Source organism: Spirosoma foliorum (assembly GCF_014117325.1).
In the GTDB taxonomy this organism is placed as follows: Bacteria; Bacteroidota; Bacteroidia; order Cytophagales; family Spirosomataceae; genus Spirosoma; species Spirosoma foliorum.
In genome coordinates this window covers 488,880-512,830 of sequence record NZ_CP059732.1, presented here as the reverse complement: position 1 = coordinate 512,830, position 23,951 = coordinate 488,880, and the positions used below count along the sequence as shown (strand labels likewise).

Annotated in this window: 25 protein-coding genes; 13 read left to right on the top strand and 12 right to left on the bottom strand. The window is 47.1% G+C overall.

Going from position 1 to position 23,951, the window contains the following annotated elements; all coding sequences use genetic code 11:
* The first annotated feature begins 72 nt into the window (after positions 1 to 72).
* The 3 genes from H3H32_RS02195 (at position 73) to H3H32_RS02185 (ending at position 3,126) form a co-directional block, all read left to right on the top strand.
* On the top strand, positions 73 to 1,248 hold the full coding sequence (locus H3H32_RS02195) for an MFS transporter (RefSeq protein ID WP_182461046.1): 1,176 nt from the start codon (positions 73 to 75) through the stop codon (positions 1,246 to 1,248).
* A gap of 94 nt (positions 1,249 to 1,342) precedes the next feature.
* The gene (locus H3H32_RS02190) at positions 1,343 to 2,308 is read left to right on the top strand and encodes an SPFH domain-containing protein (RefSeq protein ID WP_182461045.1); all 966 of its coding nucleotides are present in this window, start codon (positions 1,343 to 1,345) and stop codon (positions 2,306 to 2,308) included.
* A gap of 89 nt (positions 2,309 to 2,397) precedes the next feature.
* A complete protein-coding gene (locus tag H3H32_RS02185) occupies positions 2,398 to 3,126 on the top strand; it encodes a universal stress protein (protein WP_182461044.1) in 729 nt (242 codons plus the stop codon).
* 102 nt (positions 3,127 to 3,228) lie between these two features.
* On the opposite strand, the gene H3H32_RS02180 is transcribed toward H3H32_RS02185, so the two are convergent.
* The 4 genes from H3H32_RS02180 to H3H32_RS02165 form a co-directional block, all read right to left on the bottom strand.
* Positions 3,229 to 3,726: an OsmC family protein gene (locus tag H3H32_RS02180; RefSeq protein ID WP_182461043.1), complete on the bottom strand. Its 498-nt coding sequence runs from the start codon at positions 3,724 to 3,726 to the stop codon at positions 3,229 to 3,231.
* 81 nt (positions 3,727 to 3,807) lie between these two features.
* Positions 3,808 to 4,428 carry an FMN-binding negative transcriptional regulator gene (locus tag H3H32_RS02175; RefSeq protein ID WP_182461042.1) on the bottom strand — a complete coding sequence of 207 codons (621 nt, stop codon included), beginning with the start codon at positions 4,426 to 4,428 and terminating at the stop codon, positions 3,808 to 3,810.
* A gap of 51 nt (positions 4,429 to 4,479) precedes the next feature.
* On the bottom strand, positions 4,480 to 4,992 hold the full coding sequence (locus H3H32_RS02170; protein ID WP_182461041.1) for a GNAT family N-acetyltransferase: 513 nt from the start codon (positions 4,990 to 4,992) through the stop codon (positions 4,480 to 4,482).
* Entirely contained in the window at positions 4,989 to 5,612 is a 624-nt protein-coding gene (locus H3H32_RS02165) for a pyridoxamine 5'-phosphate oxidase family protein (protein ID WP_182461040.1), read from the bottom strand. The genes H3H32_RS02170 and H3H32_RS02165 overlap by 4 nt, the downstream gene beginning before the upstream one ends.
* A 117-nt stretch (positions 5,613 to 5,729) precedes the next feature.
* On the opposite strand from H3H32_RS02165, the gene H3H32_RS02160 reads away from it, so the two are divergent.
* Together H3H32_RS02160 and trxA are read left to right on the top strand one after the other, a co-directional pair.
* On the top strand, positions 5,730 to 7,238 hold the full coding sequence (locus H3H32_RS02160; protein ID WP_182461039.1) for an aminotransferase-like domain-containing protein: 1,509 nt from the start codon (positions 5,730 to 5,732) through the stop codon (positions 7,236 to 7,238).
* 149 nt (positions 7,239 to 7,387) lie between these two features.
* Positions 7,388 to 7,732, top strand: a complete 345-nt coding sequence (gene trxA / locus H3H32_RS02155; protein WP_182461038.1) for a thioredoxin — start codon at positions 7,388 to 7,390, stop codon at positions 7,730 to 7,732.
* A gap of 92 nt (positions 7,733 to 7,824) precedes the next feature.
* Here trxA and H3H32_RS02150 read toward each other — a convergent pair whose 3' ends face one another.
* Together H3H32_RS02150 and H3H32_RS02145 are read right to left on the bottom strand one after the other, a co-directional pair.
* Positions 7,825 to 9,540 (bottom strand): pyruvate dehydrogenase complex dihydrolipoamide acetyltransferase, encoded by a 1,716-nt coding sequence (locus H3H32_RS02150; RefSeq protein WP_182461037.1) that lies wholly within the window; start codon positions 9,538 to 9,540, stop codon positions 7,825 to 7,827.
* 212 nt (positions 9,541 to 9,752) lie between these two features.
* A complete protein-coding gene (locus tag H3H32_RS02145; protein WP_182461036.1) occupies positions 9,753 to 10,949 on the bottom strand; it encodes a class I SAM-dependent rRNA methyltransferase in 1,197 nt (398 codons plus the stop codon).
* Between the two features lie 207 nt (positions 10,950 to 11,156).
* Between H3H32_RS02145 and H3H32_RS02140 the strand changes: the two genes are divergently transcribed.
* The gene (locus H3H32_RS02140) at positions 11,157 to 12,026 is read left to right on the top strand and encodes a sugar phosphate isomerase/epimerase family protein (RefSeq protein ID WP_182461035.1); all 870 of its coding nucleotides are present in this window, start codon (positions 11,157 to 11,159) and stop codon (positions 12,024 to 12,026) included.
* 117 nt (positions 12,027 to 12,143) lie between these two features.
* On the opposite strand, the gene H3H32_RS02135 is transcribed toward H3H32_RS02140, so the two are convergent.
* Positions 12,144 to 13,070, bottom strand: a complete 927-nt coding sequence (locus H3H32_RS02135; RefSeq protein WP_374191811.1) for a zinc dependent phospholipase C family protein — start codon at positions 13,068 to 13,070, stop codon at positions 12,144 to 12,146.
* A 232-nt stretch (positions 13,071 to 13,302) separates the two neighbouring features.
* Here H3H32_RS02135 and H3H32_RS02130 point away from each other — a divergent pair, with 232 nt between their 5' ends.
* The 3 genes from H3H32_RS02130 (at position 13,303) to radC (ending at position 14,940) form a co-directional block, all read left to right on the top strand.
* Entirely contained in the window at positions 13,303 to 13,701 is a 399-nt protein-coding gene (locus H3H32_RS02130) for a Dabb family protein (protein WP_182461033.1), read from the top strand.
* A 103-nt stretch (positions 13,702 to 13,804) separates the two neighbouring features.
* Complete coding sequence (rpsT, locus tag H3H32_RS02125; protein WP_182461032.1) at positions 13,805 to 14,071, top strand: 30S ribosomal protein S20; 267 nt, start codon at positions 13,805 to 13,807, stop codon at positions 14,069 to 14,071.
* 173 nt (positions 14,072 to 14,244) lie between these two features.
* Positions 14,245 to 14,940 carry a RadC family protein gene (gene radC / locus H3H32_RS02120; RefSeq protein WP_182461031.1) on the top strand — a complete coding sequence of 232 codons (696 nt, stop codon included), beginning with the start codon at positions 14,245 to 14,247 and terminating at the stop codon, positions 14,938 to 14,940.
* 87 nt (positions 14,941 to 15,027) lie between these two features.
* Here the strand turns inward: radC and H3H32_RS02115 are convergent, their stop codons facing one another.
* The 4 genes from H3H32_RS02115 to H3H32_RS02100 all read right to left on the bottom strand — a co-directional run bounded on the left by H3H32_RS02115 (position 15,028) and on the right by H3H32_RS02100 (position 18,435).
* Positions 15,028 to 15,624, bottom strand: a complete 597-nt coding sequence (locus tag H3H32_RS02115) for a pseudouridine synthase (RefSeq protein WP_182461030.1) — start codon at positions 15,622 to 15,624, stop codon at positions 15,028 to 15,030.
* A gap of 64 nt (positions 15,625 to 15,688) precedes the next feature.
* On the bottom strand, positions 15,689 to 16,459 hold the full coding sequence (locus H3H32_RS02110) for an exodeoxyribonuclease III (protein WP_182461029.1): 771 nt from the start codon (positions 16,457 to 16,459) through the stop codon (positions 15,689 to 15,691).
* On the bottom strand, positions 16,460 to 16,960 hold the full coding sequence (locus H3H32_RS02105) for a DUF6036 family nucleotidyltransferase (RefSeq protein WP_182461028.1): 501 nt from the start codon (positions 16,958 to 16,960) through the stop codon (positions 16,460 to 16,462).
* A gap of 251 nt (positions 16,961 to 17,211) precedes the next feature.
* Positions 17,212 to 18,435 (bottom strand): nucleoside permease, encoded by a 1,224-nt coding sequence (locus H3H32_RS02100; protein ID WP_182461027.1) that lies wholly within the window; start codon positions 18,433 to 18,435, stop codon positions 17,212 to 17,214.
* A gap of 215 nt (positions 18,436 to 18,650) precedes the next feature.
* Between H3H32_RS02100 and H3H32_RS02095 the strand changes: the two genes are divergently transcribed.
* The 4 genes from H3H32_RS02095 (at position 18,651) to H3H32_RS02080 (ending at position 23,346) form a co-directional block, all read left to right on the top strand.
* Positions 18,651 to 19,370, top strand: a complete 720-nt coding sequence (locus H3H32_RS02095) for a DUF4292 domain-containing protein (RefSeq protein ID WP_182461026.1) — start codon at positions 18,651 to 18,653, stop codon at positions 19,368 to 19,370.
* 135 nt (positions 19,371 to 19,505) lie between these two features.
* Complete coding sequence (locus tag H3H32_RS02090; protein ID WP_182461025.1) at positions 19,506 to 21,710, top strand: M28 family peptidase; 2,205 nt, start codon at positions 19,506 to 19,508, stop codon at positions 21,708 to 21,710.
* Between the two features lie 216 nt (positions 21,711 to 21,926).
* On the top strand, positions 21,927 to 22,580 hold the full coding sequence (locus tag H3H32_RS02085; RefSeq protein WP_182461024.1) for a hypothetical protein: 654 nt from the start codon (positions 21,927 to 21,929) through the stop codon (positions 22,578 to 22,580).
* Complete coding sequence (locus H3H32_RS02080) at positions 22,543 to 23,346, top strand: vanadium-dependent haloperoxidase (protein WP_182461023.1); 804 nt, start codon at positions 22,543 to 22,545, stop codon at positions 23,344 to 23,346. The genes H3H32_RS02085 and H3H32_RS02080 overlap by 38 nt, the downstream gene beginning before the upstream one ends.
* Positions 23,347 to 23,430: 84 nt before the next feature.
* Here the strand turns inward: H3H32_RS02080 and H3H32_RS02075 are convergent, their stop codons facing one another.
* Positions 23,431 to 23,934, bottom strand: a complete 504-nt coding sequence (locus tag H3H32_RS02075; protein ID WP_182464214.1) for a Rad52/Rad22 family DNA repair protein — start codon at positions 23,932 to 23,934, stop codon at positions 23,431 to 23,433.
* Positions 23,935 to 23,951 lie beyond the last annotated feature (17 nt).

The window sequence follows — 23,951 nt, the reverse complement described above, 5'->3', positions numbered from 1 at the left end:
ATTTGATGAGGTTTATTGTGAGTTTTCCAAGTTTAGTAAACTCACGCGCTGTCAGAAAATAGAAAGCTGCAAATGAAAAAAGAATTACTGCCTCTCACGATAGGAGGCTTTGGCATTGGCATGACGGAGTTCGTCATGATGGGTATTCTGCCCGATATCGCAACCTCATTACAAATCTCGATTCCACAGGCTGGCCACTTAATTTCGGCCTATGCGCTGGGCGTTGTATTAGGCGCTCCTCTGCTGGTGGGGTTTGCCGGAAATTATCCACCGAAGAAAATTCTGTTGGGCCTTATGGCCTTGTTTACCTTTTGTAATGCCCTTTCGTCCTTCGCGCCCAATTATGAACTCATGATGGTAACTCGCCTATTGTCTGGCTTACCACATGGCGCTTTTTTTGGTGTAGGTGCCGTAGTAGCCAGCCGATTAGCGACTAAGGGAAAAGAAGCACAGGCCATTTCGATGATGTTTGCCGGACTTACCGTTGCCAACATCATTGGTGTACCGCTGGGTACTTACATTGGTCACACCATGAGCTGGCGCATCACATTTTTGATTATCGCTGCGGTTGGTCTGATCACGTTAGTATCTATTCAAAAACTGCTGCCGGCAATGCCCGTAGCGAACCAGACCAATTTGCGTAAAGACCTCAAACTGTTTACGCACGTAGAACCCTGGATAATTTTAGGCATCACCGCCATTGGTACGGGGGGCCTGTTTGCCTGGTTCAGCTACATTGCTCCCTTATTGACCGAAGTGGCTCACTTTGGTAGCAATCAGATTACCTGGATTCTGGTATTGGCAGGTTTAGGCATGGCGGTTGGTAATTTAATTGCCGGACGCACCGCCGACAGTACTTCTCCAATTAAGGCAACGGCTTTGTTTTTATTGTTAATGACCCTTTGCCTGCTTCTGGTATACTATGTTGCCCCATTTCAGATACCGCTTCTTGGCATGACATTCCTTACCGGAGCGATTGCCTTCTCGTTAGGGCCACCAATTCAAATTTTGATGATTCGGGCAGCCAATGGTTCTGAAATGCTGGCGTCATCGGTTAGTCAGGCAGGTTTTAACATTGGCAATGCACTGGGTGCTTACCTGGGAGGCTTACCAATTGCTGCCGGCCTGGGCTATTCATCACCTCAATTGGTAGGCGCTATGCTGGCATTTTCAGGATTCGGTTTAGCCATGATCATGTACTTCCGGCAACGGGAAGAAGAAAACTTCGAACTGTCGCCCGGACACTAAGCAACGACCGATTATACAAATTTCCAGTTAGGCTATCAACGGATTCCGTACCTTAAATGCGGAATCCGTTTTTGTTTTCTAACCTTTACTATATATGAGCTTTCTGGGCATAATTTTCGTATTAATCATTATTGTCGTTTACCTTTCAGTGGTCATTGTGCAACAGGGCACGGTGGCTGTTATTACCGTTTTTGGTAAATATTCCCGTGTTATGACGCCGGGGCTGAATTTCAAAATCCCGTTTATTGAATTCATTTACCGACGCATTTCGATTCAGAACCGTTCGGCCGAACTGGCATTCCAGGCCATTACTGCCGACCAGGCTAATGTCAACTTCAAGGCTATGCTCGTTTATTCGGTACTGAACCAGAGCGAGGAAGTCATTAAAAATGTGGCCTTTAAGTTCATTGATGAGGCTTCGTTTATGCAGGCGCTGATTCGGACGATCGAAGGCTCTATTCGTAGCTTTGTGGCTACAAAACGCCAGTCTGAAATTCTGGCTCTCCGCTCCGAAATCATCGAACACGTTAAATCGCAACTCGACGTTTTGCTTGAAAGCTGGGGATATCACTTAACCGATCTGCAATTGAACGACATTGCGTTCGACGAAGTCATCATGCGGTCGATGGCGCAGGTAGTGGCCTCTTCCAACTTGAAAGCAGCCGCTGAAAACGAAGGACAGGCGTTACTGATTACCAAAACAAAAGCTGCCCAAGCCGAAGGGAATGCGATTCAGATTTCGGCCGAAGCCGAGAAAACGGCATCTCAACTACGCGGTCAGGGCGTGGCTTTATTCCGGGAAGAAGTTGCCAAGGGGATGGCCGAATCCGCTAAAGTGATGAACGAAGCCAATCTGGATGCATCGCTGATTCTATTCTCGATCTGGACGGAAGCCATCAAGCATTTTGCCGAGAACGGAAAGGGCAATGTTATTTTCCTTGATGGCTCAACCGAGGGTATGGAGAAAACCATGAAGCAGTTACTCGCCGTTGAAACAATGAACCGAGGTGGCGATTCGAGTGGTATCATTACCCCACCGCCAACACCGGGCAGACGTTAAACATAGTTGGAGGTTTACGGTTTTTGGTATATAGTTTTTGGTGATGCGTCGACCACCGAAAACTATATACCAAAAACCGTAAACGTTTTATGACCAACTTACTATTCCCTACCGATTTTTCGGCTAACACAACAGCCGCTCAGGACTGGGTTCGCCTTTTTGCCAGGAAAACAGGTGCAACCATTACGTTGCTACACGTTTTTCAACCTATGGTTCCCGATTCCACATTGCCGACTATGGGCGATCCGGGACTGGGACTTATAGCCTCTCAGGAAATTGAAGATATCAGCCGCGAACGGCTTGGTAAATTAGCTGATGAACTCCGTGCCGAAGGGCTATCAGTTGAGGTAGAATGGCGTATTGGGTTTGTGGATGATGGTATTCTGGATGCCGCCAAGGAACGCTCGGCCGATTTGATCGTGATGGGACGCAGTGATCTGAGCACTTTTTTCGACCGATTGGCGGGTAGTGCCGTTAGCGATGTAGCCGATGATGCCAAATGTCCGGTACTTATTGTTCCCACTACCCCTGAAGGCCATGCCATTCGTCCGGCGCAGGTGCATACAATTGCCTACGCCATGCAGCCGCAGACAACCAATGCGGATGTCACATTCCAGACCAGTTCACTCGTCGATACGTTCGACGCACAATTGCTCATTCTGACAGAAGACAAAATCGAAACCGCTCATGTCGACCTGATTGTGATGCAGTTATATCCTTCATCAGGCTTTCTGGATAGTCTGTTTCACCCGAATCATGTGGCCAAACTGATTGAAAAATCAGAAGTGCCCGTGTTGGTTTATCACGAACAAAAGTAATCCTCAGACCTTTAGTATAGTGGTGTCGGTTACTTATAATCGACACTATAGGTTTCTCAAAACCTACTGTTTGTATCTATAGGTTTTGAGAAACCTTATAAGTCAGATTGAAGAATCTGACTCCACGACATTTATTGCAATACAAGTCGGTTGGTGGTGCACCGGAAAATTGCAGGAATTGGCAATGAAGCAGAGTTTGTTAGCCTGATGATGTAATTCGTTTGCTTTAGCCACCATCGACTCCTCGGCAACAACAACAAGCGGATATAGTGTAACTTCAGTAAAGTGCCCTCCCCCATCTGGCGTTTCGGCCATCGTGCCTGTAGCCTTATCGGTATAGTCAAGAACCACGACGCCAGCCACCGCACACAAGTGCAGATACGACAACATATGGCAACTCGATAGCGAGGCAACCAGGAGTTCTTCTGGGTTATACCTTGTTTTATCGCCCCGGAAGGAAGGGTCCGATGATCCGAGCAAATCTGGTTTGTTTTCGACAGAAATCGTATGACTGCGTTCGTATGAGCGATATGTACTGGTCCCTTCTCCCTTATTTCCAGTCCATTGGATGGTTAAGGCATAAGTATGTTGTTTCGCCATGGTGGTATTTGTCTGGGCCAAGTTCCAGCTTGGCCGTGCATTATGAAATTCAAAGGCCAAGCTGGAACTTGGCCCAGACAATCATGGTCGACGGGCGGCCATTTCATCTGCTAATTCACTTGCACCAGCGTGCCCCGTTTGTCGAAGTTCAGAAATGATATTCTGATAATTTTTATCGTCACGGTTTTGACTCAGTTTAGCCGTTCCCTGTATGGTGTCGATTGTCATCGTAAACGCTATGATTCCACGCATTTCTTTCCGTACATAACCTTCCGTCATACTCTCAACCGATACTGGGCATTTCGAATGAGCCTCGTATTTATCTACTTGTCGACGTAAAACTTCCAGCGCTTCGTCGTCCGACAAAATGTCCGTCTGGCCAGTCACCTGTACTGACAGATAATTCCAGGTAGGCACATTTACGTGATCGTACCAGGAAGAGGAAATATAACTATGTGCGCCTGAAAATACAGCTAGTGCGGGCGTATTATTCCCCAACAATCGCCCTTGTGGATTTGCTTTGGACAGGTGCCCCACTAGTTGAAGCTTACCCGCTGCATCGGGCTGGAGTTCGATAGGAATATGGGTAGCTACTGGAATGCCATCAGTACCCGTTGAGACCAATAAACCAAACGAATTGTCGCGAATGAATTGATACAATGTATCACGATCTGTTTCCTGAAAAGCTTTTGGCGTATACATAGATGTCGTTGTTAATGCGGTTAAGCGATACGGTTTATTTCCCTTTACCAATTATGGGTGCGTATTGTCGGTCAAAAAAAGTACCATCAGCTCTTCATCGTAATAAATATCTCCGTCTTTAATGGCATTTTTCTCGAACGAAAATGAGCGAAAGCCTAACTTTTCATATTGGCGTTTAGCTCGGCTATTGTTCGCCAAAACCTGTAGATTAATCTGTTCTATATCAGGCACTAAGCGCACCCGTCGGATGGTTTCTTCTAACAGAATACGTCCCAAACCCTGACCAGTGTATTTATCGGCTACATACATGCCAAAAAGTAAGCCTCTGTGTCTGAATTTCTCATGATACTGGCCTTCACGCTGAAAACTTACCACACCTGCCAATTCATCGGCGGTGTTGAGCATGCCAAGCGTAAAACTATCTGCTGTGCCATTTGTCGGGAAAGGTTTATTGAGTTGGTCGGCGGGAGTACTCCGAAAACAATCCTGATGTTTTCTTATGCCCTCTACCAAAAACTGTCGGTAGCCAAAGTTTTCCGTGGCGGTCAATTCAACAAGTCTCATGATAAATAATTAGGCAAAGGTGTTTCCAGACTCGTCTCAGCTGGGACCGGAGTAAGGCGTACCGTTTGCAGCGGAATTACCCCCGACCAGGTTGGCAGGTATTCATCTTCCGGATCATCGCTCGGGCCGCCCGTCCGCAGCTTGGCCGAAGCTTCAGCCAGCGAAAACGCCAGTACCGTTGTCTTCCGCATTTCGCTGTCAGTTGTTGGGCGCAGATCGCCCCACCGATTGGGAATCAGATGATCAGTGATCAGGGCAAGCGCATTCATTCGTTCCGTCTCATCCGTCACCTTCTCCGCATTAGCAAAAATTATTACCGACCGATAATTGACCGAATGATGAAAAGCTGATTTGGCTAACACGAGCCCATCGGCCAGCATAACGGTAATACACACCGGAGCCCCATGCTCAATAGCGCGAATAAAATGACTGCCCACCGAACCGTGGATATACAACTTATCATCCTGCCGGGCAAAGGCGGTAGGAATAGCCATCGGCTGGCCATCAACCGCAAAACTGACGGTACAAAATAGAGCTTCATCCAGAATAGGGTGAATCGTAGCCTCGTCGTAATGAGCGCGTTTGGCTAATCGGCTGGGGATTGTGCGAGCTGTTTGCATAGCGTAGAGACGCCACCCTTGGCGTCTATTTACGTGTTCTAGTAATTTTCAAAACAAATGTCGTCCTTTGCCGGACTAGTAAAATCATCCAATTTCAAGAAAATAGCTAGTCCGGTTATGCTACCTTTTAAATCGCTGATTCTGATTGATAAGTCGTCGACTACGCCCGTTTTTTTACAACTAAGCGATCAGCTTGGGCAGCTCATTCGAAAAGGCATGTTGACGCCCGGTCAGCGGCTTCCAGGATCGCGCCAATTGGGGGAATTATTGACGCTGAATCGTCAAACTATTGTAGCCGCTTACGACGAAGGGATGGCGCAGGGATGGCTCGAAAGTCGTTCAGGCAGTGGAACGTATGTAGCGGCTCACGTGCCAGAAGTTAAACCGCAGCCTTTGGTGTTAGAGGGTAGAGATGGTATATCTCAAGGATATGCCATCTCTAATAAACAACCGGGTTATGCTTTCGAATCAATCAATTTTCTAAATCGGCCTGTTCTCACCAATCAGGCTGGGTTACGGTTAGATGATGGGTTTCCGGATATCAGGCTGGCTCCAATGGACGAACTAAGTCGGGCTTACCGTTCCTATTTTCGATGGGGGAATCCGCAGAAACACTTTGGCTATGGAGACACAAAAGGGAATAGATTGCTTCGAGAGCAACTTTCGATTCATCTGAACGAAACGCGCGGGCTCCGAACAACACCTGATAATCTGCTTATTACGCGGGGCAGCATCATGGGTCTGCATTTGACCTGTCAGGTATTATTGCGTCTGGGCGATGTGGTCGTAACGGGCGAAACGAACTGGGCAGGCGCCACGATGAACATACAGAAAGCAGGCGCGTTGGTATTGACGGTTCCCATCGATCAACATGGGATGGATATGGATGCGCTGGAAATTCTTTGCCAAAAACAGCGAAGTGTCGCCCGGCCAATCCGAATGGTCTTTGTAAACCCGCATCATCACTATCCAACAACAGTAACACTGCGTGCCGATCGGCGTGTACGACTCTTGCAATTGTCTGAACAATATGGCTTTGTTGTTCTGGAAGACGACTACGATTACGACTTCCACTACCTCAGTCGCCCGATCTTACCACTGGCCAGCGCCGATCAACACGGCATGGTTGTTTATGTAGGCTCCCTAACGAAGTCGGTAGCCCCCGCCTTTCGAATTGGTTACGTAGTGGCTCCAACAGCCGTAATTGACGAGCTGGCCCGACTTCGGCGCATCATCGACCGCCAGGGCGACCCCATGCTTGAGTTTGCCATTGGCCAATTGCTCAAAACAGGTGATTTGAAGCGCCATTTCCGCAAAGCGCTACGCACGTACCACGCCCGGCGCGATCATTTCTGCGAACTAGTATCGACAGAACTATCGGACATAATTCAGTTTAATAAACCCGACGGCGGGATGGCCGTTTGGGCGCTATTCGATCCGTCGATAGACATGGAATTAATGGCACAACGGGCTGATCAGGAAGGTTTGTCACTGTCGAATGGTATAGCGCACAACCCGCCCGGTCAGCGGCTCAACGGCACGCGATTAGGGTTTGCATCGAGTACGGAGGATGAGTTGGAACAGAGCGTAGCCGTCTTGAAGAAGGTGCTAAAAATCCGGTCATGACCAAGCCTCTGCAGTTAAGAAAATGTGCTCGCCAGCGCATTGCCCGAAAATAAAGGCTGCTAACAAGGTGATGTAGAATTCGGAACTAATCGTTATGAAAAGGGTTTATGTCCATGAAACAAGTTCAACATAACAAACTCATTTCAATCATGGCAGCAGGATCAAATGCCGTAGAAGCAACCGACGCTAATTTTAGCGAACTTATAAATTCAGACAAACCTGTTTTAGTAGACTTCTGGGCCGAATGGTGTGGCCCTTGTCGGATGGTAGGTCCAATCGTTGAACAGCTTGCTGGCGAATACGAAGGAAAAGCCATTGTTGCTAAAATGGATGTTGACCAGAACTCAGCAACACCTGCCAAATTTGGCATCCGCAGCATTCCTACACTGATGGTTTTCAAAAATGGTCAGTTAGTCGATAAAGTGATTGGCGCTACGTCTAAAGGCGTATTAGAACAAAAGCTGGTAGCCGCTATGGAACCCGCTACGATCTAATTTTTAGAGGGAGAAAAGGGAAGAGGGGGAAGAAAGGGAGAATGGATAAAACCACTTACTCCCTTTCTTCCCCCTCTTCCCTTTTCTCCTTTTTATACCAGCATCCGCATTGGATCTTCGAGCAACTGCTTAACTGTTTGCAGGAAGGCCGAACCCGTAGCTCCATCAACCACCCGGTGATCGCAAGAGAGCGTTACTTTCATAACGTTCGTTGGTTTTGCTACATCGCCTTCGAACTTAACTGTTTGCTTGATAGCACCAACAGCCAGAATACAGGAATCAGGCGGGTTGATGATTGCGGTAAATTCTTCGATACCAAACATACCCAGGTTCGAGATCGAGAAGGTACTTCCCTCCCAGTCTTTCGGCTGGAGTTTCTTGTCTTTGGCTTTACCGGCCAGATCTTTTACTTCGCCCGAAATGGTCGACAGTGTTTTCTGATCAGCATTCCGAACAACGGGTACCAGCAAGCCTTCGTCAACAGCAACAGCTACGCCGATATTCACATACTTGTACTTCCGGATTTTATCGCCAAGCCAGGACGAGTTGACATTCGGATGTTGTTTCAGAGCCAGAGCAGCCGCCTTGATCACGAAATCGTTGAACGAAACTTTCACCGGGCTAAGTCCATTGACCGTACCACGCAGTTCCATCGCCTTGTCCATGTTGATTTCCATCGTCAGGTAGAAGTGTGGAGCCGTGAACAGGCTCTCACTCAACCGACGGGCAATCGTTTTCCGCATCTGGCTAACTGGAACATCTTCATAATCACCGGCAGGTGTTGGTACAGGAGCCGGAGCCGATGGCTGAGCCGCGGGTGTTGGCGCTGCGGTTGGTTGCGCAACAGGAGCAGCAGGTTGAGCCGCTGGAGCTGCTTTGCCTGGAACGAACGACTCAACATCGCTTTTTACAATACGACCTTCGGGACCGCTACCATGAACCTGAGACAGATTAATGCCTTTATCTTCGGCAATCCGCTTCGCTAACGGCGATGCTTTCACCCGACCATTCGATTCAGAAACATCACCCGTTCCACCCGCATATGATAAATCAGTATCGGCATTGGCAGGCTCACTGGCCTGTGGATTTTGTTGAGCAGTAGCGCTTCCGCCTTCGCCGGTAGCAGCCTGTTGACCAGCACCACCATCCAGCAGAACTTTGAAGTTGGCACCTTTTTCACCAACAACGGCAATGATGTCGTCAACGGCTACGGATGCACCTTCTTTTACTCCGATATACAGCAGTGTGCCTTCTTCGTATGCTTCGAGGTCCATCGTGGCCTTGTCGGTCTCAACTTCGGCCAGAACATCGCCCGATTTCACGGTATCACCTTCTTTTTTATGCCAGGCCACAATAGTGCCTTCGGTCATCGTATCGCTCATTTTCGGCATCCGAATAACCGACGCGTTGACCTTCTCGGCTGGAACAGCCGGAGCGGCTTTCTGTTCAGGCACTTTGGTTGCCACAGGTGCTGACTCAGCAACAGGCGCAGGAGTTGGCTCTGCCTTAGGAGCAGGCGCTTCCTGGCTACCACCACTTGCTCCATTCAGCAAGGCTTTGTAATCTTCGCCATCCGCACCGATAATAGCCAAAACGCCATCTACCGGAACTGAAGCACCTTTTTCAACACCGATATAAAGTAGTGTACCTTCTTCGTAGGACTCCAGGTCCATCGTAGCTTTATCGGTTTCAACTTCGGCCAGTACGTCGCCGGATTTTACTTTATCGCCCACCTTTTTGTGCCACTCTGCAATGACGCCTTCAGTCATTGTGTCGCTCATCTTGGGCATTCGGATTAATTCAGCCATAATTAGCTATGTATGTAATCGGGTTATACGAAAGGACTGACCGGGTCACCAAAGTATCAGACCGTCGAGGTGCCAGACCGGTTGAGACCCAAAATTAGCGGAAAGCAATTAATGTTAATCTATCAGACCAATAAAGGTTGCACTTTAATTGCTTCTACATATTAACAGCAAACCTATCTATTTCGTTAAGCTACCACCAACAAACCTAAAAATTACTCTACCCAAAGCACTAGCCCTTTCAGGTAGCCGCCTTCTGGGTGGAATAAACTAACAGGGTGATCGGCAGGTTGACTCAGATGATGTAGCACACGAACCTGACGTCCGGCCTCAATCGCTGCGGCCACAATTGTATTATAAAACAACTCTCGGTCTACCACCTGCGAGCACGAAAAGGTAAATAAAATTCCGCCCTTCGCTACCCGGCGAAAACCTTCTGCATTCAATCGTTTGTAGCCTTGCACAGCCCGGTGCCGCGCCGAAAGGCTTTTGGCAAAAGCAGGTGGATCTAGCACAACCACGTCATAGTTATGATCGTGGGCTTTCAGATAATGCATCACATCTTCTGCATAAGCCTCATGCCGCGTGTCGGTCTCACCAAAGTTGGCCTCAATGTTTTGATTAGTCAGGCCAATTGCCTTCTGAGAAACATCAACCGAATGAACCAGGTTAGCGCCCGCTTTGAGGGCATACACCGAAAACCCACCCGAATAACAGAACGCGTTCAGAACATCCTTGCCCTGAGCGTACTGGGCCAGGAGCGCCCGATTATCGCGTTGATCGAGAAAAAATCCTGTTTTCTGTCCTGTAATCCAGTCAACCAGAAACGTATTACCATTTTCCTGGACTGGATGTGGTACAGGGGTTCGGCCAAAAAGGTAGCCATTCGTAACCGTTGCGCCGTATTCGTCGGGCAATGTATCGGCACTTTTGTCGTAAACGGCAGTCAGTTCATTCCCAAAAACGTCTTTGAGGGCATCGGCAATGATGTCTCGTTCGCGGTGCATGCCTATGGAGTGCGCCTGTACAACCGCCACACCATTATACATGTCTATAATAAGGCCTGTACAGCCATCGCCCTCACCATGCACCAGTCGGTAGCAGTTTGTTTCGCCAGTAACGATCACTTGCCGAATGCTGCGAATATGGGCCAGTTTCTTCGTCCAATAGGCTAAATCGGGAATAACAGGCCCGCCTGCCGTTGCCCCGAACGAGAAAATACGCACGGCAATACTTCCGTCGTGATAATGCCCAGTAGCGATATATCGGTTTTTATTATCAAAGACCTCTACTACATCGCCATCGCTCAGGTTACCCTCGTAGCGGCTGATGGCTCTGGAAAACACCCAGGGGTGGAAACGCCGAACAGCCTCATCGCGTCCTGCCTGCAGATATAATTTGGAAAATGTCATTCGTATTGAAGAAAGACCGCAAAGATAGGCAGGAAGGGGAAGAAAGGGAGGAAGGAGGAAAGGGAAGAAGCAAAAGAATAAATTAGAAATTAAATACTGCTTCTGCCTTCGTCCCCCTCCTCCTTCTTCCCTTTTCTCCCATAAATGAGCTTTATTCGCATAACCGAGCCATATTTGCGTTTTAAAGCCGAAAACTTTTTTCTACCTATGCAACGACGTAGTTTTCTTAAACAATCCGGTCTGCTTACAGCCGGAGCCTTCGCCCTTGGTCAATCTGACTTATTAGCCAATGCTTTTGCCAAGCCCATCAACCCGTTTGGGGCACAGCTATATAGCGTCCGGGATGTCATTCCGAAAGATCCTAAGGGCGTCATGACACAATTGGCTCAGATGGGTTATAAGCAATTTGAGAGTTATGGTGGTCCGCAAGGTTTTCTGTGGGGTATGGAGCCAAAGGAAATCAAATCATTCCTCGATGGCCTGGGCGTGAAGATGGTCAGTACGCACTTCAATTATCGCGGTGAAGTCGATAAGCCGGATCAACTTAAGAAAAGTATCGAAATGGCGCATGATGCTGGTTTAACTTACCTGCTCTGCCCTTACTACGGTGCACAAAAAACGTTGGATGATTGGAAGAAAGTGGCCGATCAATTCAACAAAGTTGGTGAAGAGGTGAAGAAGGCCGGGCTGAAATTTGGTTATCACAACCACGACTATTCGTTCCGTCTCCTCGATGGCAAGCTGCCTCAGGAAGTCCTGCTAGAGAACACCGATCCTAAATATGTCATGTTCGAACTAGATCTGTGCTGGATTGATGTGGCGGGTGTAAATACGGAAGAGCACCTCAAAAAGTATGGCAAACGCTACGAGCTTTGCCACGTGAAAGACTATACCGTGAAAGACGGCAAGCCTGTGCAGAACGACCTAGGTAAAGGTAACGTGGACTTTAAAAAGACATTACGCATAGCTAAAGACAGCGGTATCAAGTATTTTCTGGTAGAGCAGGAACAATATCCTGAGTCATCACTGATCAGCATGAAAAACGATGCTGAGTATATGAAGGTGTTGTCGGTCTAAAACCAGGATTTTTATGATTTGACTGACCGACTATGATTTCTTTTGAATTTGCTTTCAAAGAAAGCTAGATAATAAAATCATAGTCGGTCAGTCAAATCATAAAAATCCCGGTTCAGATTACTCCTCCCTTGCCGAAAACAGTCTCTTCAACCAGCTCTTCTTTTCTTCGGCTTCTTCTTTTTGTTCTTCTTCCGTAAGCTGATACTTCGCCAAGGCTCTCAAATCAGGCTGACCGGCATCTACCCAACAGGTGTACCAAAAATTACCGACCATTTTTACGGACGCCCGCATCTGGCGCTCGACTTGCCCTTTCAATTGGTCGTGATAGCGTTGTGAGAAATCGGCCGAATAAACTTTGGTTGTAATACCATTTCGCTCTTCAAAACCGAATTTCCGCGTCTCTCCCATCGCTTCCGTCAGTTTCTGTTCGAAACGCAAGACCGAGTCAAGTGCTGCATTTGCCTTGAATACTGCTTGCCAGGCTACTTTCTGGGGCGAATAAATGTATTCGGCCTGCCCGGTCAGGAAATCATAGTCTGTACTAAATAGCTCTGGCAAACGCGACTCCCAGAAACCATGAATTCCCTGCTGGCCGGTCAACTGGCCATTGTAATTGCGTGTGGTGTGTAGCGGCACGTTGGCATCAGCAATATAATGACCTAAATCGGCAGCTACGCGCAGGATACGCCGGACGTTTCTCTGCTTAAACGCTTCGGTCAATTGATACTTTGTCAATTGAATTTGCCAGGGAACCAGCCCATGCAAGGCTAATGTATCGGCCCCATACCGATCGGTAGCTTCTTTGTAATAGCGAGGGAGCGTAGTTGCCAGGGTATCCGGATAAGCATCAAGGTCAATGAAATGCCGTGGTGCCTCACCTACAACAGCATACCGCCGTTTGTCGGGATTGACAGCATTATCAGCTAAAAAACCAATATGTTTTTTGAAAAAAGGCATCATCTCTACTGGCAACGTAAAGACGGCTAACCGATTAATTTGCTGGTGTGCATAAAACCCCCAAACAGGTCGACCATGATTACCCAAGAATTGGTCAGAAAAGCGCCAATGCAAGGACTTTTCTGACCGAATTTCAGCCTTGGAAGGCGTGCCGTTTACTAAACTTCCGAAAAAAATAGCAGCCGAAACTATCAACCAAATAAAACAATTGTACATTTGATAAAACATGGTACTTTAAGTGGAAAATAGTTAACTATTCAATTAAACAACCATGTTATTCAGAATAATATTTCGAAAAACGATTCAAACTCAAATAATCATGAATGCCAAGTCAAAAGGATATACCCTTGTTATTGTGTTAATGTGCTCTTTCGCTTTAACAATCTACGGTGCCTACTCACCCGCTAGAAAAGCTCAGAAACAGCAAGTTGTGTGTATTAAATTCAAAAAAGGGGTCGAAAGTGCAGCAGTTGAGCAGCATATGAACGGTTTTGCGTCATTAAAGCACGAAATTCCACAGGTCGTCAATTACACATCTGGCAAGACAATTTTGCCAAATCAGGCTGTTGCTGACTATGACGTAGTACATTACCTGACGTTTCAGAGTGAAGCTGATATAAAAACTTTTGAGAACAGTCCAGCCTACAAGCAATTCATTGCTCAGAACAAAGGGATCTGGGAAAAAACGCTGATTGTCAACGCTGATATTCGTCCTTAAGATGGGCTAGCAGAAAGAATTTCGGTTGGAACTATTTGTTATTCCAACCGAAATTCGTATTTTTGCGCCCTCATATCGCGACAACGATCTCATTTATATACCAATGGCAAATCATAAGTCATCAAAAAAAGCAATACGGTCGAGTGCCAAGAAGCGTCTATTGAACCGTTACCAACATGTTACGACTCGGAACATGGTGAAAAAACTTCGTACCACTACCGATCACGCAATGGCAGTTGAACTGTTCAAGACTGTTTCGTCGGCATTGGACAAACTTGCAAAACGCAACATTATTCACAAGAACAAAGCTTCTAACAACAAGTCGAAACTGGCTCGTTTAGTTAATAGCTTGAAAGTTGCCACTGCTTAAGTAGTAGGCATTTGTTATTGGTTTATAAGTTATTGATGGTCATGCCGCGAATAGTAACTTGCTAATCAATAACTGATTTTCACTGACAATACATATAGAACCTTACCTGTTTGCGGGTAAGGTTTTTTTGTGCATTTTGTCAACGAAAATTACGCCGTAACTTACTTAAGCAAATGTCCTATCAGAACTCAGGCACCATTCAGAGTTGGGCCGAAGAAGACCGCCCACGCGAAAAACTCATACTTAAGGGGAAAGCCGCCCTATCTGAAGCTGAGCTAATTGCGATCTTGATTAACTCGGGCACTGTCGACCTGACGGCTGTCGATGTCGCTAAAATCATTCTTAAAAGCGTCAACAATAACCTCAACGACCTTGCCAAACTGAGTATCAAAGACCTTTCAAAGTTTCGAGGTATTGGCGAAGCAAAGGCGATAAGCGTCATAGCGGCTCTGGAGTTAGGCCGAAGACGGAAAGAGCAGGATCGGCCACAACGCGCTAAAGTAACCTGCTCGCGCGATGCTTACAACGAAATGATCCCGCACTTGATCGACAAGCCACACGAAGAGTTCTGGATTTTATTGATGAACCGAGCCAACGAAATTTTACGGCCGGTTCAAATCAGTACGGGTGGTGTTTCGGGAACCGTAGCCGATCCTAAGCTTATTTTCAAACAGGCTATTGAGCATTTGGCCTCATCGATGATTTTATTTCATAATCATCCGTCGGGTAATCTCCTGCCATCGCAAGCGGATAAAGATTTGACAAAGAAGCTCAAAGATGCCGGACGACTTCTCGATATTCCGGTACTTGATCACCTGATTTTTACAGATAAATCTTATTACAGCTTTGCAGATGAAGGGACTTTGTAGCCTGGCCGGCGCACCAGCGTCTACGTCCGGGTTGGATAATTGGGTTTACAACCCGAACGTAGACGCTGGTGCGCCAGCCAGGCCAGGCTACTTCAGCCTCAATCCATTGAGCACCTCCGCCCTACTCAACTCACGAACCTGACCCGGAACCATTCCTTCGGCAGTGAGGCTTTCAATGGCCCAGCGCACTAACCGGAGGGTTGGAAAGCCGACAGCGGCAGTCATTTTACGCACCTGCCGATTTTTACCTTCATGCAGCGAAATAGACAGCCAGGACGTTGGAATGGTAGCCCGGTATCGAATCGGCGGATTCCGTTCGGGCAAGCCTGGTTCGGTTATAATTCGGGTATTAGCCGGTAATGTAGAATAGGCTTTACCATCTACCGAAATAGTAACCCCTTGGCTTAGCTGTTGGCAAGCCCCTTCCGTTAACGCTCCATCCACCTGAACATAATACGTGCGATTATGCCGAAACTTCGGGTTGAGTAAGCGATGATTTAATTGCTTATCGTTCGTTAGTAGCAAAAGCCCCTCGCTATCGGCATCGAGCCGCCCGACTGGGTACACATCCGTCGGAAAATCGAAATCCAGATCAGCCAACGTTTGCTTCTCCCCTTCCCGCGAAAACTGCGAGAGCATGAGGTAAGGTTTGTAGATGAGGAAGTAGTCTGAACCGGGATTCATGTGATTTGACTGATTAAACTGATTTTCTTCTACTGATCAATGTGCTAAAATCAAGAACATCAATTTAATCAGTCAAATCCAGGTTCAGATATACCGGGCAATGATCGGCGTGCACGGCATCGGGTAGCATCTGGCAATCAATGATTTGGTCACGAAGATTATCGGTGACCGAAGCATAATCGATACGCCAGCCTTTGTTATTGCCACGTGCGCCAGCCCGGTAACTCCACCAGCTATAAGCAACCTCATCGGGATGTTTGTAGCGAAACGAATCAGTCATTTCAGAACCGAACCATTGATCCATCCACGCCCGCTCTTCGGGTAAGAAACCGGTTGAGTTTTTGTTTCGTATAGGGTCGTGAATATCGATGGCATTATGAGCAATGTTATAATCGCCCACAACGATCAACTTAGGACGGGTCTTTTTCAGATTTTCTATATAGTCGTAAAAATCACGCAGAAACTCCATTTTCACACCTTGCCGTAACTCGCCCGATGTTCCAGAGGGGAAATAGCAATTCAACAGGGTCAGGTCGCCGAAATCAGTGCGTAGGATACGGCCTTCACAATCATAAACGGGCAAGCCACAGCCTAAAACTACATTGGTGGGTGCGATTTTAGAAAACGTCGCTACCCCAGAGTAGCCTTTCTTTTCGGCAGCATGCCAATGGTACTGATAACCCAGTTGCTCCAACAAAGTCAAATCCACCACATCGGCAGTAGCTTTGACCTCCTGAAAGCAAATAATATCGAAATTCTTGTCGGATAGCCAGTCGATCAGCCCATTTCGGATAGCTGCCCGAATGCCATTAATGTTGTAGGAAATGAATTGCACTTAGGAATTATTTATATCTGAACCACTATTTTTCTTGACCTCGTCAATAATTTCATCAATCATTACGATGTCGTTTAAGTCTTTCGTACGGCGAGCCAATACTTTGGTTTCACGTAGATCATTAATGTGTAGAAAATAGATGACTTGGCCTTCTTTGGCAGTAAATGCTCTGGCTCGTTTACGACAAGCAAAATAATCTAAACGATGATGAACACTTGTCAGAACATCCATCGGAATGTCGTGAATACGAATCATTTGCGGTCGAGTAAAGTCCGTTTCTCGCATACGTTGGACTTGATCTTCCTCATAACCAAATGCTAAAAGTGATTTAATGAAACGATCCCTATTTTCGTTAGTCGGTTCAAGCCAAAGATCAGCGTCCTGCGTAAAGCGTACTGCGCCATTGAGGATCATCGCTAAACCACCAATAAGAATGTATTCTAACTGATTCGCATCAGCAGCCGCTACGAACTCTAGAAATTCCGAATTTTCTACATCCATGACGGCCGCGTGATTGTAATATCCTTGGACAGTTTCGGAGGATCACCTACTAAACCATAGTACATTCGACGCAATTTGATAAAGACCTGCCATCTCTCCTCTGGAGTCATGGCAATTTGCTCCCTTACCTGATCAGCATGGGGGCCATTCAGGTCATCATAGAAAGTAATTTGCCGTTTCCTTCTCATAACTATAGGTAGTTAATGGGCAATGCGCTATAAATTCCTACGCACTGCCTATTATACCGTTCATTATAAACTTCCCGAAACTAACTCCTCTTTTGCGGCCGATTTCCGTGTATTATCCGTAAACAATAGAACGAACACAATCAATACCGCAGCGGCAATACCCGCCGGAACAAGCCAGACGGCCAGCCAATCTTTAGTGCCATCAGGACGGGTGTACATATCCAGCACCATACCCGACAGCTTAGAGCCGATACCCATTCCAATACCATAGGTAGCCAGCGAAATCAGCCCCTGCGCCGACGATTTGATTTTCTCGCCCGCTTTATTGTCAGTATAGATTTGACCCGTTACGAAGAAGAAATCGTAACATACACCGTGCAGCACAATAGCCAGATAAAGCATCCATTCGCCCGATCCACCGTCACCGTAGCCGAAGCATACAAAGCGCACGATCCAGGCTACCAGACCAACGATCAGCATTTTCTTTACACCAAGCCGCGTGTAGGCTAATGGAATTAACAGCATGAAAATTACTTCTGAGGCTTGCCCCAGCGACATTTTGTTCTCCACATTAAGCATACCACCATCCGTCAGCGAAGGGTTAGCCATCGCGTAATAGAATGACAGAGGAATACAGATTAGTACAGACGACAGGAAGAAAATAGCAAACGAGCGGTCTTTGAATAATTTGAAAGCGTCAAGCCCCAGAATCTGCGAGAACGAAGTCGATGTGGTGGCTTTGGGAGGTGTATCGGGTAAGAAAAACGAAAACACGCCCAGCGCAGCGGCTGCGTACATCGACAATTGGAAGATGGTCACCTTATCGCCAAAACCATAGAAACCAACAATATTCGTTACGATAATCCAGGAAACGGTACCTAGGACACGAATACCCGGAAACTCTTTTTCAGGACTTGTCATCTGCTGCATGGCAATAGACGACGTCAGGGCCAGGGTTGGAGCAAACGTGATGCAATAAGCCAGAATCAGATAGAAAAAGTTATCAGCATCTGTATTTTGGGTAATAAAGTACAAAACAACGGCTCCCAACAGGTTCAGGACACCCAGCACTTTTTGAGCGGCAAAGTAACGGTCGGCAATCATACCAACGAAAAATGGAGCAATGATCATAGCCAGCGAGAACGCAGCATAGGCATTACCAACCTGATCACCAGTTGAATGAAGTTGCGTTAAGAGGTATTTACTCATCTGACCATACCAGGCTCCCCACACAAAAAACTGGAGAAACATCATGGCAGAAAGTTTAACGCGGGTTGTTGATAGCATCGTAGGTTTGCGATTTAAAGTTTAAGCCGATGAAGGTAGAAAACACTCGTCAGGCTTGCAAGCCGACTAGTCCCGAAAGTTGCCGATGGTGCAGGAATAGACGTAAAATTCATACACTTATTCGGATTATTGCCTCACTGATCAGACGGCAGCCTGGTGTAGTAAACACCTGCTCAATTTCTTATCTTTGACACAGTTTCTTACTAAACTAATTCATGAAAAAACAACTGATTGCACTCGTTGCCCTGGTGGCAATTCCGGCTATCTCCTTTGCCCAAACAGCCGACGAAATTATCAATAAGAATATTACAGCTCTGGGTGGTGCCGATAAAATAGCTGCCGTCAAAACGGTTCAGTACGATCAGAGCATGAGCATCATGGGTATGGATATGACCGCCAAATCAACCATTGTGGTTGGTCAGTCTTTACGCAACGATATGTCGGTGATGGGTCAACAGATTACGCAGGTTGTTGATGGCGACAAAGGTTGGGCCATCAATCCAATGCAGGGTGGCTCTACTCCGCAGGCGCTTCCCGACGATCAGGTAAAAATGCAGAAAGGAAACACCTATTTAGTTGGTACTGATTTAGCGACGGCTAAAGCCCAAAAGTATCCCGTTGAGCTGGTTGGCAAGGAAAAAGTGAATGATAAGGATGTTTACAACCTTAAAGTAACCCGCCCCGAAGGTGTGGCTAACTACTATGTAGATGCGACTACTTATCAAGTAACGGGAATGAAAGCAACTGTCAGTATGCAGGGGCAGTCGGGCGAAGTTAAAATGCAATATGGCGGTTATAAAACCATTGAGGGTTTAACGATTCCTTCGACCATCGAACTCAACAGCCCAGCTATGCCTGGTTCCATCAATATGACCATCACCAACATGGTATTTAACCCCAAAGTAGACCCGTCTATTTTTGCCATGCCTAAATAACAACTCTGAACGCTAGTCGTAAAAGGAGATGCTCTCAAAAGGCATCTCCTTTTTTATTGACCAAATATTCATTTGTAATTTTTCGTCTTTACCACAGTAAATACCGATATTTGAGAATTATACAACCTAGCTTTCATGAAATTCTCCTCTCTACTCAGAATCACAGCCTTGCCTGCTACGGTTGCGCTGAGCACCGTAGTTGCACTAGCTCAGTCGACCACGAGTCCAACACTCAGCGGTTTCGTTCCAGCCCGGCAAGCCGCGCAGGTCAAACTCGAAACCGATTTCAAGACTAAACAGTCGTCGGCAGCCTTTAAAAATCACCTCGAAAAGCTGAGCAGCGTGCCTCACATTACCGGCACGAAAGAAAACGAACAGGTGCGCGACTACATCGCCGAAACCATGCGGAAAGCTGGCTGGCAAGTGGACATATATCCACATGACGTACTCCTGCCCAAAGGCCCTGGTGAGATTGCCGTTGAGTTGGTTGAGCCCATTCGTCAGCCGCTGAACATTAGAGAATTTCTGTTCAAAGAAGATAAATATAGCAGTGATCCCCGTCTGACGCCTGGCTACAATGCCTGGTCGGGTTCGGGCGATGTAACGGCTGAAGTGGTCTATGCCAATTACGGTCGGAAAGAAGATTTTGAGCAATTAAAATCGATGGGTATTTCAGTAAAAGGCAAAATCGTGCTGGCTCGTTACGGCGGTAACTTTCGGGGCTATAAAGCGCAATGGGCGCAGGCAGATGGCGCTATTGGTGTTATCATTTTTACCGACCCTGCCGACAGCGGCTACATGCGCGGGCTGACCTTTCCCGAAGGCCCTTATTATAGCGAAAGCGTCATCCAACGGGGTTCGCTATTAACAACTCCATACACCGGCGATCCACTCACACCTGGCGAAGCGGCTCTGCCATTGGATGCCAAAAACACCCCAAAACGGCTCGACCAAAATGCTGTTGGCTTGCATAAAATTCCGGTAACCCCACTTCCTTATGGTTCCGCAACCGAAATTCTGAAACGCATGGCGGGTACCAAGGCTGTTCCCGCAGGCTGGCAGGGTGGCTTACCGTACACCTATCGCCTGGAAGGTGGCAAAGACTTGAAAGTACGTTTGATGGTAAAACAGGAAAAAACCATTCAGCGGATTTACCAGGTAGTGGGCACATTAACTGGCGCTGAGTTTCCTGACGAATGGATCATTGCCGGTTGTCACTACGATGCCTGGTCTTACGGAGCCACCGACCCTAACTCAGGCACAGCAATGTTACTGAGTATGACAGAGTCTTTAGGCAAATTAGCGAAAGCAGGCCAGCGGCCTCGACGTACGATCAAGGTTTGTCATTGGGATGCCGAAGAACCGGGCGTCATTGGTTCGGCGGAGTGGAGCGAGCAATTCCGCGATGAGTTGACCCAGAAAGCGGTTGCTTATATGAACTATGATGCGGCTGTGTCAGGCCGAACGTTTGGAGCCAGCGCGTCGCCGTCCATGAAAAAGCTGATTATCGAAGCGACTCAATCAGTTCAGTACCCAGACTCAAATCAAACCGTTTATCAACACTGGATGGGACGTAAAGCCGCAGGCAACCCAACTCGTGTAACGGGTTCTTCTGCCCCAGCTATGGTAGTTGGCGAACCAACTATTGGAAATCTGGGTGGCGGTTCCGATCACATTGCTCCTTACATGCACATCGGGATTCCGGCGTTGAGTGCTGGAATGGAAGGCCCAACGCTCTACCACTCTCAATACGACGACCTGTATTTCTACGATAAATTCGCTGACCCTACCTATAAAATGGGTCCAATGATGGAACAAGTGGTGGGTACCATGACGCTCCGACTCGCTAACGCCGATCTTGTTCCGTACGATATAGCCCGTTACCCAACCGATCTGGAAGTTCATTTGAAAGCGGCCGAAAAAGCCATCCAGGCTTATGCGCCAACCTATTCAATATCTCCCCTGCTCAGTGCTGTAGCCGACATGAAAAAGAACGCGGATGCCTGCGAAATGGCCCGGCAGAATTACTTAAAAAGCGGCCGTACGGATAAATTAGTTGAGCTGAATAAGGAGCTTCGCTTATTGGAACGCTCGTTTATTGATCCAAAAGGAAACGCATTTGGAGGCTGGTACAAATCGCTCTACGCATCCTCCGATCCAAACAGCGGTTATGCTTCCTGGATGCTACCAGGCTTGCTTTATGAAGCCTCTTTGAAATCAACGGCTAACCTACCCGACCTGGAAGTTCGCTATAAAAAGGCCATTCAGACGCTGAGCGATAAACTATTAGTGCTTTCACAGGGCATGGGAACACCGGCTTCTGTAGGGAGCGGGAAATAAGTTTAGTTATGTATGATATAGGGTATATGATGTATGTTTCTGATATACATCATATACCCTATATCATACATAACCATCATAACCATCATAACCATCTCGAATAGCTATTAGTCTGTAAACTCTAACGCAACTTTAATTGCCATATACTTACTTATTTACCAGTGATTGGCAAACTTTTTGTGAAGCTACTTTTCGTAATTGAAACCGTAGCAAGACATGCTAAAACAGGTAATCAGGTTTACTATTTTTTTAGTCTGGGGTTATGGTTGCCCCGGACTAGCCCAATCAACAAGTACCCAATCACCCGCCGAACCCATTGCCACTACCTGGGCTGATATGACGGTCCGGATCATGACGAAAGCCCCTAAAAATACCCCAACCTACGGCTCTCGAGCTATCGGTTATCTGGGACTGACCATGTACGAAACCGTTGTGTATTCATCCCCAAAATATCGATCGGTGATTCAAAAAATAGCCGATACGCTTTCCTTACCCAAACCTGACCTTACGAAAACCTATTGCTGGGAACTGGCCCTTAACGCTGGCCAGGCTTACATGCTCAAAGCGTTGTATGCGTATACTGAAAAAACGCAGCCAATCGACTCGCTGGCAGAGGCTGTACACCAACGCTATGCCGCCCAACTTAGCCCAGCTATTGTTGAACGTTCTGAGCAATTTGGCAGATCAATAGCCGAGAAAATTTACGCGTGGTCGAAGACCGATGGGGGCCATGAAGGCTACGATCGAAATTTCCCCAAAGACTATGTACGACCAATAGGTACCGGCCTATGGGTGCCCCCCAATTGTTGGGCAGTCCAATACCAAAATACCTATGCATCCAAACTGGGGGCAGAATCGAACGTTTTCTGAGCGTAATAGTAAATTACCATTGCCCAAACCACTGGAGTATTCTACCGATACAACCAGCAAATACTTTATTCACTATAAAGAAGTATTTGAGCGAAAAAAATCCCTTACCGAAGCAGAGCACGCAACCGTCATGTGGTGGGGAGATGATCCAACCGAAACCTGCTCTCCTCCTGGACACTCGTATAATCTGGCAACAATTGCCATTCGCAATAGTAAGGCCGACTTAGTAAAAGCCGCAGAAACCTACGCCCGCGTAGGTATGGCCGTAGCTGACGCTTTTATTTGTTGCTGGAAAGTAAAATTTACGTACAATGTAGAGCGACCCTCTTCATTTATCAGAGCCAAAATCAGCGAGAATGAGTTAAGAGGCCCCTGGCTTCCTTTCTTTCTAGAGCCGCCTTTCCCTTCCTTTTATTCGGGCCACGCTGTTCAATCCGCAGCTACTGCCACCGTCCTGACGGAGTTGTATGGTAAGAGTTTTTCATTTACCGATAATACTCACGTGAATCGCCCTGATCTGGTTTATCATGTTGAGGGGAAAGTGGCTGTTAAGCCTAATCCGACCCGTTATGAAGATTATTACCCTATTGCTGTTAAGCACGTGCTTACCTACAAGGCCCGGCACTACAAGTCGTTTTGGGCAGCTGCACAGGAATGTGCCGAATCGCGGTTAATGGGCGGCATTCATACACGTCACGATAACGAAGTAGGATTAGTTGAAGGAACTAAAATAGGCCGCAATATCAATGCGCTTAAGTGGCATTAAGCCGTTTTTACTGTCAATTTGTTTCAAGCTACAGGTTTCAAGTTCCAATCATACTAGAACTTGAAACCTGTAACTTGAATCAAATTAAGCAGTCTTAGCCGCCGGTTTTGCGTGTTCGGGTTTTAACACAACTACGTCGCGCACCGCACCGCCCGCATTGAGCTTTTCTACCATTTTATCCAGCAAAGGGGTAGCCCAGTCGGGTATGTATTTGTCGGTGGTTTGAATCAGGACTTTTGGGAAATCATACAAAGCACGGCCCAATCCAAATTGCACGGCGCAACGCTTCATGGCATCGCTGATACCACCCTTTACTGGCTCGACACTTGTACGGCTGGCGCCATCCGTTTTCCGCACGATTTCACCCCCCGGCAAAATGGCTGTGATGGTACATAAGAAACCTCCTTCAATTTCCTTGATTTCGTTTTGCCAGCCCGCCCAGCCAAACTGATCGTCGAACCGCTGCATAACGCAACGATTGGTGATGTACGGCACTACAATAATCTTCTGACCATCTTTGGTCTGGCTCTGCACCCGCCACTCAATTTCCTGCACAGTGAGCGGGGCGGTTAATACATTTAGGTCCATTTTCATTGTTGTTTACT